At 64.5% G+C, this 10510-nt stretch carries 9 protein-coding genes; 2 read left to right on the top strand and 7 right to left on the bottom strand.

The features are described 5' to 3' along the window. Positions 1–181: 181 nt before the first annotated feature. Positions 182–1225, top strand: a complete 1044-nt coding sequence (locus tag B2W70_RS06685; protein ID WP_286744056.1) for a trypsin-like serine protease — start codon at positions 182–184, stop codon at positions 1223–1225. An 80-nt stretch (positions 1226–1305) separates the two neighbouring features. Here the strand turns inward: B2W70_RS06685 and B2W70_RS06680 are convergent, their stop codons facing one another. The 7 genes from B2W70_RS06680 to urtA all read right to left on the bottom strand — a co-directional run bounded on the left by B2W70_RS06680 (position 1306) and on the right by urtA (position 8045). Further along, positions 1306–1671 (bottom strand): FmdB family zinc ribbon protein, encoded by a 366-nt coding sequence (locus tag B2W70_RS06680; RefSeq protein WP_137841048.1) that lies wholly within the window; start codon positions 1669–1671, stop codon positions 1306–1308. Between the two features lie 30 nt (positions 1672–1701). Continuing rightward, positions 1702–2937 carry a formamidase gene (gene fmdA, locus B2W70_RS06675; RefSeq protein ID WP_286744053.1) on the bottom strand — a complete coding sequence of 412 codons (1236 nt, stop codon included), beginning with the start codon at positions 2935–2937 and terminating at the stop codon, positions 1702–1704. Positions 2938–2965: 28 nt separating this feature from the next. Continuing rightward, positions 2966–3655, bottom strand: coding sequence for an urea ABC transporter ATP-binding subunit UrtE (gene urtE, locus B2W70_RS06670; protein WP_058086354.1), 690 nt, complete (start codon positions 3653–3655; stop codon positions 2966–2968). A 12-nt stretch (positions 3656–3667) separates the two neighbouring features. After that, positions 3668–4411: an urea ABC transporter ATP-binding protein UrtD gene (gene urtD / locus B2W70_RS06665; protein ID WP_286744050.1), complete on the bottom strand. Its 744-nt coding sequence runs from the start codon at positions 4409–4411 to the stop codon at positions 3668–3670. Positions 4412–4478: 67 nt separating this feature from the next. After that, on the bottom strand, positions 4479–5693 hold the full coding sequence (urtC, locus tag B2W70_RS06660) for an urea ABC transporter permease subunit UrtC (RefSeq protein WP_286744047.1): 1215 nt from the start codon (positions 5691–5693) through the stop codon (positions 4479–4481). A gap of 31 nt (positions 5694–5724) precedes the next feature. Next, entirely contained in the window at positions 5725–6639 is a 915-nt protein-coding gene (urtB, locus tag B2W70_RS06655; protein WP_286744064.1) for an urea ABC transporter permease subunit UrtB, read from the bottom strand. Between the two features lie 116 nt (positions 6640–6755). Then, complete coding sequence (gene urtA, locus B2W70_RS06650) at positions 6756–8045, bottom strand: urea ABC transporter substrate-binding protein (protein ID WP_058086357.1); 1290 nt, start codon at positions 8043–8045, stop codon at positions 6756–6758. A gap of 220 nt (positions 8046–8265) precedes the next feature. Here urtA and B2W70_RS06645 point away from each other — a divergent pair. Further along, positions 8266–10510 (top strand): histidine kinase dimerization/phospho-acceptor domain-containing protein (locus B2W70_RS06645; protein ID WP_286744043.1); only part of this gene is annotated, 2245 nt, incomplete at its 3' end.

The raw sequence follows: 10510 nt of genomic DNA, 5'->3' as shown, positions 1-10510 counted from the left end.
GGGGGGGGGGGCGCACCCGGGATTGCCCTGCCCCGTGAATCCGGGGGACGAGGGCAGTTTTGCGACAGTTGAGGTGTGCCTCAAACGCCCCGGTCGATCAGGGGATTGGAATCGCACCGCATCAGTGCTTTACTAGCTGTCTTGAGAAATATGTCTCACCCGAATGGGTGAAGGGATGCCCATGAAGACCCTGTCGTCGCTGCTGCCGCTTGGATGGATCCTGTCTGCGGCCGCTCTCCTGCCTGGGCAGGCGATGGCGCTGGCCTATTTCGACTCCGCCGAGATCACGGCGGCTTCGACGGTCAGCAATTCCTCGTTCGGCTTCCTCGATGGCGTGGGTTACGTGCTGACGGCGAACCAATCTGCCGGCAACTACGTGGCGTGCACGGGTGCGGCCTTGTCGTCGCGCCTCATCCTGACGTCCTCGCATTGTTTCGATTTCAACTACGACAACAAGACGGACAACAGCCGCTCCATGTTCTACGCATGGGAAGGCGAGGGCGCGGGCCGCGGGCTGACCCTTCACAACGGTGATGTGGTCGTGTCCCCGAAGCACGAAATCATCCTGGCTGGGGGTTACAAGGCCTACAGCGACGTGGCCTTGATCGTGCTGGACACGCCCCTGGCGGCCACCACGCAGACCTACTCGGTTTACTCGGGCGAGCTGTCCGACAGCGCCCTGTCCAAACTCGGGGACGGCGCCATGGTCGTGGGCTATGGTCAGCACCACGAAGAGGGTCGCTTCATCGAGGGCGGCAGTGTTTACAACCGCTGGATGGGCTACACCCAGATCACCGGTTACGACGACGAGAAGGGCGGCACCTTGTCCGCCGTCCTGGTTCCTGGTGGTGCGGCCTTGGCAGGTGGGGACTCCGGTGGGCCGCTGATGTCCTGGACGTCGTCTGGCCAGGGCGTGATCTTCGGCACCGCCGCCTATGCCCGCGACAACCAGAACAACGGCCGCTACACCGACCTGGGCGATGAGTCGTTCTGGAGCTTCATCGGCGAGCAAGCGGATTTCATCCGCGATGTGGCCCTGAAGTATGGTGAAACGGTCAGCTTCTACAACGATGCCGACCTCGCGGCCTGCCGCCAGGGCAGCACCTGCCCCTTGAGCGGCCCAGGCAGCGTGAGCCACGCACCCGAGCCCAGCGAATGGGCCCTCCTGCTGGCGGGCCTGGCCACGGTGTGGGGCGTGTCGCGCCGCCAAAAACGATCAGCCTGAGGCGACTCGCTTGATGCATGAACAAGGCCCGCGCGATGCGGGCCTTTTCGTTCAGGGCTTCCTGGTTGGCCCTGGGTGAGTCAGTGGCTGATCATCCACGGGCGCTTGCTCGGGAAGGCCTTGGCGCCATTGGCCGCCGTGACCGTCGCGCTGCGGATGCCCTTGCTTCCGCTCGAGCAGCAACCGCAGCCCGATGGGTGCTTCAGTCTGGCGTAGCCACCCTCCTGGTAGCCCTTCGATGACATCGGCGCGTGGCGGGCGGTTTCGTTGCGGTCCATGGCGGTGCGCGTGTCGCTGCTCAGGCAGGCCAGGCGCGGGGCGCTGACGAACACGCGCGGCGAGTGGGTGCCGCAGTCGGGGCAGGCGGCCGGCTCGTTGCGCTCGGCCAGGCTGCGAAAGGCGTCGAAGCCCCCGCAGCTCGGACAGTCGTAGTCGTAAGTGGGCATGCGGGGGCTCCTTGCTTCAGTGCATCAAGCTCACTTGACGATGTCGTACGAGATCGGCATGTCGATGCTGCCGTCGAGCATCTTCACGGGGCCGGCGGCCGTCGGGTTGATGTCGAAGTCGAAGATCTCGGTGGGCAGCCACAGCGTGGCGCAGGCGTTGGGGATGTCGACCACGCCGCTGATGTGGCCCTGCACCGGCGCCGTGCCCAGGATGGAGTAGGCCTGGGCCTTGGTGTAGCCGAACTTGGTCAGGTACTCGATGGCGTTCAGGCAGGCCTGGCGGTAGGCCACGTGCACGTCCAGGTAGTGCTGCTTGCCGTGTTCGTCAACCGAGATGCCTTCGAAGATCAGGTAGTCCTTGTAGTTGGGCGTGATGGGGCTGGGCTTGAAGATGGGGTTCTTGATGCCGTACTTGGCCATGCCGCCCTTGATCAGGCTGACGCGCATGTGCACCCAGCCGGCCATCTCGATGGCACCGCAGAAGGTGATCTCGCCGTCGCCCTGGCTGAAGTGCAGGTCGCCCACCGAGAGGCCCGCGCCATCGACGTAGACGGGGAAGTAGACCTTGGAGCCGCGCGACAGGTCCTTGATGTCGCAGTTGCCGCCGTGTTCGCGCGGGGGCACGGTGCGGGCGCCTTCCGCGGCGATCTTGTCCTTGACCTCACCCGTGGCCTTGCCGGCGTGCGTGGTCTTGGCAAACGGTGGGTTGGCCAGCGGGGGCACGCGGTCGGGCTGGGTGGCGATGAAGTCCACCTCACGCTCGTTCCACATGTCGAGCATCTTCTTGTCGGGCAGGCAGCCGATCAGGCCCGGGTGGATCAGGCCTGCGAACTCGACGCCGGGGATGTGGCGGCTCTTGGTGAACATGCCGTTGAAGTCCCAGATGGACTTCTGCGCATTGGGGAAGTGCTCGGTCAGGAAGCCGCCGCCGTTGTTCTTGCTGAAAAAGCCGTTGAAGCCCCAGAGGCTGTCGGCCTTGGCGCCGATGTCGAGCAGGTCGACCACCAGCAGGTCGCCGGGCTCGGCGCCCTTGACGCCCACGGGGCCGGAGAGGAAATGCACCGTGGTCAGGTCGACGTCACGCACGTCGTCAGCGCTGTCGTTGTTCTGGATGTAGCCGCCGGTCCAGTCGAAGGTTTCGAGGATGAAGTCGTCACCCGGGTTGACCCAGCAGGCCATCGGGATGTCCGGGTGCCAGCGGTTGTGCACCATCGGGTTGTTGTAGGGGGAGTCTTTGAGGTCGACCTTGATCAGGGTTTCGGGCATGGCTTGCTCCTTGGTACGAACGAATGGATCAAACGGAGAGATAGGCTTTGATGCGCTCGGCATCGGTGTCGGCGCGGGTGGTTTCGTGCACCAGGCGGCCGCCTTCGATCACGAAGAGCCGGTCGGCCACGTCCATCGCAAAGCTCAGCACTTGCTCGCTCACGACGATGGTGATCTCGCGCAGCTTGCGGATCTCGTTGAGCGCCTTGGCGATGTCCTTGATGATCGAAGGCTGGATGCCTTCGGTGGGCTCGTCGAGCAGCAGCACCTTGGGGTTGGTGACCAGGGCGCGTGCGATGGCGAGCTGCTGCTGCTGGCCGCCCGAGAGGTTGCCGCCCTTGCGGTGCTTCATCTCGAAGAGCACGGGGAAGAGGCTGTAGATCTCTTCGGGGATGCGCTTGTGCTTGGCGTTCTCCAGACCGGTCTGGATGTTCTCTTCGACAGTGAGGGTGGGGAAAATCATGCGGCCCTGGGGCACGTAGGCGATGCCCTTGCGCACGCGCTGGAAGCTCTCGTCCTTGGTGACGTTGTTGCCGGCCACGGTGATTTCACCGGATTTGGTGGGCAGCACGCCCATCAGGCTCTTGAACAGCGTGGTCTTGCCCATGCCGTTGCGGCCCATGATGGCGATGGTCTCGTTCTTGTTGCCCTCGAACGAGATGCCGTGCAGCGCTTCGCTTTGGCCGTAGGCGACGTGGAGGTCTTTGACTTGCAGCATGTGGAGGTCCCTTCAATGGCCGAGGTAAACGTCGATGACCTTGTGGTCGCTCTGGACCTGGTCCATGGTCCCTTCGGCCAGGATCTTTCCCTGGTGCATGACGGTGACCTTGGAAGCGATCTGCTTGACGAAGTCCATGTCGTGCTCGATGACGATCATCGAGCGGCCTTTGCAGATGCGCTTGAGCAGCTCGGCGGTGAGCTCGCGTTCCTTGGCGCTCATGCCGGCGATCGGCTCGTCAAGCATCAGCAGCTCGGGCTCCTGCATCAGCAGCATGCCGATCTCCAGCCATTGCTTCTGGCCATGGCTGAGCAGGCCGGCTTCCATGTCCAGCTTGTCGGCCAGACCGATTTCTTCGGCCACCACCTGCACGCGCGCCTTGACCTCGTCGGTGCACTTGAAGGCCAGTGCGCCCAGCACCGATCGGCCCTGAGGAAAGGACACCTCCAGGTTCTGGAAGACGCTGAGGTTCTCGTAGATGGAGGGCGTCTGGAACTTGCGACCCACGCCCGATCGCACGATGGCGTGCTCGGACTTTTTCGTCAGCTCCTGGTCCTTGAACTGGATGCTGCCTTGCGAGGCCTTGGTCTTGCCGCAGATGAGGTCGAGCAGGGTGGTCTTGCCGGCGCCGTTGGGGCCGATGATCACGCGCAGCTCGTTCTTGTCGACGTAGAGGTTGAGGCTGTCGATGGCCTTGAAGCCGTCGAAGGACACGGTCAGGCCTTCGATGTAGAGCACGAACTCTTTGGGTGCCATGGTGTGGACTCCGGTTGTCGATGCGATGTGCGGGGCGTTGTGCAGAGGTCGTTGTGTGAAGCGGGGCTCAGGCTTGCTTCCCGCTCATGCCGGGTGGCAGGCCACCACCACCCACGCCGCCAGAAGGGGGCTTGCCGTTGGGCGGCACCTCGGGGTAGAGGGCGTGTGCGGCCTGGATGCGCTCGGCCTGTGCCTTGCGATCGGCCTGGCGCTTGGCCCACCAGGGCTTGATCTTTTGCTCCCACAGGCCGGCCAGACCGTCGGGGAAGGCCATGGTCACGCCGATGAACAGGGCGGCCATCAGGAACAGCCACAGGTCAGGGGCCGACTCGGAGAAGTAGGTCTTGCCGAAGTTGACGATGAGCGCGCCGTAGATGGCGCCCACCAGGCTCATGCGGCCACCGACCGCGGCGAAGATCACCATCTCGATGGACGGCACGATGCCCACGAAGGACGGCGACATGAAGCCCACCTGCAGCGTGAACATCGCGCCACCGATGGCCGACAGACCCGCCGCCAGGCAGAAGGCGAACACCTTGAACATGGAGACGTCGTAGCCCGAGAACCGCACGCGGTCTTCCTTGTCGCGCATGGCCAGAAGCAGCGTGCCCAGCTTGGAAGATTGAACCCAGCGGCACAGCAGCACCGAGGCCAGCAGCAGGCCTGCACACACGTAGTACAGGATCAGCTTGGCCTGGTCGGTGCGGATGTCCCAGCCCAGCATCGTCTTGAGGTCGGTGATGCCATTGACGCCGCCGGTGTAGCCCTGCTGGCCGATGATCAACACCGTCAGCACCAGGGCCACGGCCTGCGTGATGATGGCGAAGTACACGCCACCCACGCGCCGCTTGAACATGGCGAAGCTGATGCTGAAGGCCAGCAGCATGGGCACGATCACCACGGCCGCCAGGGCAAAGCCCAGGTTGTCGAAGGGCTGCCACCACCAGGGCAACTCGGTGAGCTGGTTCCAGTCCATGAAGTCGGGGATGCCCGGCGTGGACTGGATTTTGGTGCTCTCGGGGTCGGAGGCCTCCAGCTTGAGGAACATGGCCATCATGTAGCCGCCCAGGCCGAAGAAGCAGCCCTGGCCCAGGCTGAGGATGCCGGCGTGGCCCCACAGCATGACCAGACCGATGGCCACGAAGGCGTAGGTCAGGTACTTGCCCACCAGGTTGAGGCGGAAGGGCTCCAGGGCCAGCGGGAAGGCCACCAGCAGCACCAGGGCCAGCAGCAGGAAGCTGCCGAGCTTTTGTTTGGCCAGCCAGTCTTGCATAACGTTCATGTGAGTGCTCCTTTGGATCTCGTGTCCAACTTCAACGGCGGACCTTGGAGGCGAACAGGCCTTGCGGGCGCAGCATCAAGATGGTGATGACGGCCATCAGCGTGAGCACCTTGGCGTTCGAGCCGCTCATGAAGAATTCGGAGATCGACTGCGTCTGTGCGATGCCGAAGGCCGATGCGACGGTGCCCAGCAGGCTGCCCGCGCCACCGAAGGTGACCACCAGGAAGCTGTCGACGATGTAGAGCGAGCCGCTGGTCGGGCCCGTGGAGCCGATGGTGGTGAAGGCCGCACCCGCCACACCGGCGATGCCGCAGCCGATGGCGAACGTCAGGCGATCGGTCTGCTTGGTGTTGATGCCGATGGCGTTGGCCATCACGCGGTTGCTGACCGTGGCGCGCACACGCAGGCCCCAGCGGGCTTTGTAGAGGGCCAGCAGCAGCAGGGCGGTGACCACGGCGGTCAGGCCCATCACGAACAGGCCGTTGATGGGGATGTCCAGCCCTTCGGACGGGGCCCACGAGCCCATCAGCCAGTCGGGCAGTGTGGGGCTGACTTCCTTGGGGCCGAATGTGGAGCGAAAGACCTGCTGCAGACCCAGGCTCAAGCCCCAGGTGGCCAGCAGGGTGTCGAGCGGGCGCTTGTAGAGGTGTCTGATCAGGGCCCACTCGGTGAGCCAGCCCGCCGCGAAGGCGAACAGGAAGGCCGCGACGATGGCCACAGGGAAGTACATCTGCACCAAGCCGGGCGCGAAGGTCTCGGTCAGTGTCGAGCCCAGGTAGACGGTGTAGGCCCCGATGGTCATGAACTCACCGTGGGCCATGTTGATGACCCCCATCTGGCCGAAGATCACCGCCAGGCCGAGGCCCATCAGCAGCAGCACGGAAAACAGGCTCAGCCCGGCGAAGCCTTGCATGAGCCCGATGTTGAGCATGTCGTTGAGTGTCATGTCCATGTTGTTCACCCTCGCATCCGCTAAAAAACCTGCGCGGCCCGGCCAGCGCTGGCGCGGGCCGCAGCAGGAAGCAGGTGGTTTCAAACTGCACCACCCGCGCGCTCACTCGGTCACTGGTATCCCTTGGGGAAGGGGTTGGGCTCGATCAGCTCGGGCGACTCGGCAACCACCTTGAAGGTGCCGTCGGGCAGGCCCTGGGCGATGCGCGACTTGCTCCACAGGTGGTGGTTCTGGTGAACCTTGACGTAGCCTTCCGGTGCGGTCTTGAGCTCGATGCCAGGCGATGCGGCCACGACCTTGTCGACGTCGAAGCTGCCGGCCTTCTCGACGGCGGCCTTCCACAACCAGGGGCCCAGGTAGCCGGCCTGCGTCACGTCGCCGATCACCGACTTCGGACCGTAGGCTTTCTTGAAGGCTTCGACGAACTTCTTGTTGTTGTCGTTGGTCAGCGACTGGAAGTACTTCATCGAGCTGTAGAAGCCGGCGAAGTTCTCGCCACCGACGCCCAGCATTTCGTCCTCGGTCACCGACAGGGTCAGCAGGAACTGCTTGGCACCGGTGATGCCGGCGGCTTTGAGCTGCTTGTAGAAGGCCACGTTCGAGCCACCCACCACGGCGGCGAAGATGCAGTCGGGCTTGGCGACCTTGATCTTGTTGATCAGGGAGTTGAAGTTGGTGTGGCCCAGCGGGTAGTACTCTTCACCGACCACCTTGCCCAGCTTGCCCACCGACTCGATGTGCTTGCGCGCGATCTTCATGGAGGTGCGCGGCCAGATGTAGTCGGAGCCGACGAGGAAGAAGGTCTTGGCCTTCTTCTCCTTGGCGCCCCAGTCCAGGCCGTAGATGATCTGTTGCGTGGCTTCCTGGCCGGTGTAGATCACGTTCTTGGACTGCTCCAGGCCTTCGTAGAAGGTCGGGTAGTACAGCAGGCCGTTTTCTTTCTCGAAGATGGGCAGCACGGCCTTGCGCGACGCAGACGTCCAGCAGCCGAAGACGGCGGCGACCTTGTCGTTGACCAGCAGCTTCTTGGACTTCTCGGCAAACGTCGGCCAGTCGGAGGCGCCGTCTTCCTTGATGACCTTGATCTTGCGGCCCAGGATGCCGCCCATGGCGTTGATCTGGTCGATGGCGAGTTGCTCGGCCTGGATGGAGCCGGTCTCGGAGATCGCCATGGTGCCGGTGGCCGAGTGCAGCTGACCGACGATGACCTCGGTGTCGGTCACGGCCAGCTTGGTGGTGTTGACCTTGGCGGTCGGGAAGGACTGGGCGTTGGCCGAGGTGGCCAGCATGCCCAGCCCGCCCGCACCGGCCATGCCGGCCAGGGGCAGGGCGCCCATGCCTTGCAGCAGGCGGCGGCGGCTGCTGCGGTTGTGGGACAGGTCATCTTCGCGGTTCGACATGGAAAGGCTCCTTGCACAAAAATGGGTTGCCAACGGGGACTCGGATGCCGCATCCCGGTGCATGCCATTTCAAACAGCGAGCCCGGCGCGGCCTTGGGTCACACCTTAGGCAGGGCCAGGGTTTCCATGAATACGTCAATTAACGTAGTCGTTGCGCAGGGCAACGGTTGGACTGCTTCTTGCACACTCAGGGTGCTGGTGTTTCAGCTGGAGCCTGTTCGTGTCCGTTGCCCGGCAGAAGATTTTTCGCATTCGCCGTGACTACAACTCCTGGGTCGCCAACGAGACCCTGGAGGACTACGCCCTGCGCTACACCCCCCGCACCTTTCGCAAGTGGAGCGAGATGCGGGTGGCCAACACCGCTTTCGGCGCGGTGTCCTTCCTGGCGCTGGAAGCCATCGGCGGGGCCATCGCGCTCAACCACGGCTTCAGCACGGCGCTGTGGGCCATCCTGGTGGTGGGCATCATCACCTTCCTCACCGGCCTGCCGATCAGCTACTACGCCGCCAAGTACGGCGTGGACATGGACCTGCTCACCCGTGGCGCCGGCTTCGGCTACCTGGGCTCGACGCTGACGTCGCTGATCTACGCGAGCTTCACCTTCATCTTCTTCGCGCTCGAAGCAGCCATCATGGCGCTGGCTTTGGAGATGCTGTTCGGCTGGTCGCTGCCGGTCTGCTACGTGATCTCGTCGCTGGTCATCATCCCGCTGGTCACGCACGGCATCACGTTGATCTCGCGCCTGCAGACCTGGACGCAGCCGCTGTGGTTGGGCCTGTGGGTGCTGCCCTTCATCGCGGTGGCCTGGCACAAGCCCGAGGCCTATGTCGAGTTCACGCAGCTCGCTGGCCGCGCCACGGGTGACAGCGAGTTCCACTGGCTGGCTTTCGGCATGGCGGCCACGGTCGCGTTCTCGCTGATCGTGCAGGTGGGCGAGCAGGTGGACTTCCTGCGCTTCCTGCCCGAGAAGACGAAAGAAAACCGCGTGCGCTGGTGGACGGCGGTGCTGGTGGCAGGGCCGGGCTGGATCGTGCCGGGCATGCTCAAGATGCTGGCCGGCGCCTTCCTGGCCTACCTGGCCTTGCAGCGCGAGGTGCCGGTGGAGCACGCCATCGAGCCCACGCAGATGTACCTGGCCGGCTTCAGCGAGGTGTTTGGCTCGCCGACGGTGGCGTTGTGGGTGACGGTGCTCTTTGTCATCGTCTCGCAGGTCAAGATCAACGTGACCAATGCCTACGCGGGCTCGCTGGCGTGGTCGAACTTTTTTGCGCGGCTCACGCACAGCCACCCGGGGCGCGTGGTGTGGCTGGTCTTCAACGTGATGATCGCCGTGCTGCTGATGACGCTGGGCGTGTTCGGGGCGCTGGAGCGGGTGCTGGGGCTCTACAGCAACGTGGCGATCGCCTGGGTCGGGGCGCTGGTGGCCGACCTGGTCATCAACAAGCCGCTGGGCTGGTCACCCAAAGGGGTCGAGTTCAAGCGGGCCTACCTGCACGACCTCAACCCCGTTGGGTTGGGGGCCACGCTGTTGGGGGCGGGCGTGGCGGTGCCTGCGCACGCGGGGTTGCTGGGGGCGAGCCTGGTGCCGTGGGCGCCCTTCATCGCGCTGGCATTGGCCTTGGTGGCAGCCCCCTCCATCGCCTGGTGGACCAAGGGGCGCTACTACCTGGCCAGGCAGCCGCAGACGCCCTGGCGACCTGGCCAGCTGGTGCACTGCAGCGTGTGCGAGAACGCCTTCGAGTCCGAAGACATGGCCACCTGCCCGGCCTATGACGCGCCCATCTGCTCGCTGTGTTGCACGCTGGAGTCGCGCTGCCACGATCGGTGCAAGACGCGTTCGCGCGCGGCCGAGCAGGTCTCCGACGTGCTCAGCTCGGTGCTGCCAGCCTACATGTCTCGGCGCATCAACTTCCGCGTCGGGCATTACCTGGTGGTCTTCCTGTCGCTGGCGGCTTTGCTGGCCTTTGTGCTGGGCGTTGTGTACTACCAGGAGGGCGTGGTGCGGCCCGAGCTGCTGGCCGACCACACCTTGCCGCCGGGTGCGCTCGAGAGCCCCTTCGTGAAGGTCTATGCCTTGCTGCTGCTGGCTGCGGCCGTGTGCGCCTGGTGGGTGGTGCTGGCCTCCGAGAGCCGGCGCATGGCGCAGGACGACTCCAACCGACAGAACCAGTTGCTGCAGCAGGAAATCGACGCCCACCGCCGCACCGACGCCGCGCTGCAGCAAGCCAAGGAGCTGGCCGAGGCCGCCAACCAGGCCAAGACCCGCTACGTGGCCGGCATGACGCACGAGCTGCGCACGCCGCTCAACAGCATCATGGGCTACGTGCAGATCCTGCTCAAGGACGAGCCTCCAGTGGGTGCGCGCCGCGGCCCGCTGACCACCATCCAGCGCAGCGGTGAGCACCTCAGCGGCCTCATCGATGGCTTGCTCGACCTGGCCCGCATCGAAGCCGGCCGCCTGCGGC

Origin of the sequence: Aquabacterium sp. UBA2148 (assembly GCF_002328915.1) — a bacterium.
GTDB lineage: Bacteria > Pseudomonadota > Gammaproteobacteria > Burkholderiales > Burkholderiaceae_C > Aquabacterium > Aquabacterium parvum.
This window is presented reverse-complemented; position numbering and strand designations above follow the sequence as displayed.

Bases quoted from the DNA above. Each gene is read 5' to 3' on its own strand.
- urtB (WP_286744064.1), bottom strand. From the start codon at position 6,639: ATGACACTCAACGACATGCTCAACATCGGGCTCATGCAAGGCTTCGCC.
- urtC (WP_286744047.1), bottom strand. From the start codon at position 5,693: ATGAACGTTATGCAAGACTGGCTGGCCAAACAAAAGCTCGGCAGCTTC.
- B2W70_RS06680 (WP_137841048.1), bottom strand. From the start codon at position 1,671: ATGCCCACTTACGACTACGACTGTCCGAGCTGCGGGGGCTTCGACGCC.
- urtD (WP_286744050.1), bottom strand. From the start codon at position 4,411: ATGGCACCCAAAGAGTTCGTGCTCTACATCGAAGGCCTGACCGTGTCC.
- fmdA (WP_286744053.1), bottom strand. From the start codon at position 2,937: ATGCCCGAAACCCTGATCAAGGTCGACCTCAAAGACTCCCCCTACAAC.
- urtA (WP_058086357.1), bottom strand. From the start codon at position 8,045: ATGTCGAACCGCGAAGATGACCTGTCCCACAACCGCAGCAGCCGCCGC.
- B2W70_RS06685 (WP_286744056.1), top strand. From the start codon at position 182: ATGAAGACCCTGTCGTCGCTGCTGCCGCTTGGATGGATCCTGTCTGCG.
- urtE (WP_058086354.1), bottom strand. From the start codon at position 3,655: ATGCTGCAAGTCAAAGACCTCCACGTCGCCTACGGCCAAAGCGAAGCG.